The organism is Streptomyces sulfonofaciens (assembly GCF_014656295.1).
GTDB lineage: Bacteria > Actinomycetota > Actinomycetes > Streptomycetales > Streptomycetaceae > Streptomyces > Streptomyces sulfonofaciens.
Window position 1 is genome coordinate 1 of sequence record NZ_BNCD01000082.1, and the last position, 788, is coordinate 788.

The 788-nt window shown below is 75.0% G+C and carries 1 protein-coding gene; it reads left to right on the forward strand.

Annotated features, from left to right (window positions below):
* On the forward strand, positions 1 to 788 hold a 788-nt coding region (locus IE313_RS34660), incomplete at both ends, for a sensor histidine kinase (protein ID WP_268256820.1).

A 788-nucleotide genomic window follows, 5' to 3' on the forward strand; every position in this document is an offset into this window, starting at 1 on the left:
GACGTGGACATGCCCGTCGGCGACCACATGGCGCTGGCGCTGTCCGGCCGGGTGCTGCCCGCCGAGGACCGCAGGGTGCTGGCCGCCTTCGCCGCCCAGGCCGCCGTCGTCCTGGACCGCCAGCGCCTGAAGACGGAGGCGGACCGGGCCCGCGCCCTCGCCGAGGGCAACCGGATCCGCACCGCCCTGCTCGCCGCCGTCAGCCACGACCTGCGCACCCCGCTCGCCGGGATCAAGGCGTCGGTCTCCTCGCTGCGCTTCGAGGACGTCGAGTGGTCGCCGACCGACCGCGCCGAACTGCTCGCCGGGATCGAGGACGGCGCGGACCGGCTCGACCACCTGGTCGGCAACCTGCTGGACATGTCCCGGCTCCAGACCGGCACCGTCACCCCGCTGATCCGGGAGACCGACCTCGACGAGGTGGTCCCCGTCGCCCTGGGCGGGGTGCCGCCCGGCAGCGTCGTGCTGGACATCCCGGAGATCCTGCCGATGGTCGCCGTGGACCGCGGCCTGCTGGAGCGCGTGGTGGCCAACATCGTGGAGAACGCCGTCAAGTACAGCCCGCCGGGCGAGCGGGTGCACGTCTCCGCGAGCGCCCTCGCCGACCGCGTCGAACTACGCGTCGTCGACCGCGGCCCCGGCGTCCCCGACGACGCCAAGGAACGCATCTTCGCCCCCTTCCAACGCCACGGCGACGCCCCCAGGGGCACCGGCGTCGGCCTCGGCCTCGCCGTGGCCCGCGGCTTCACCGAGGCCATGGACGGCGCACTCGCCGCCGAGGACACCCC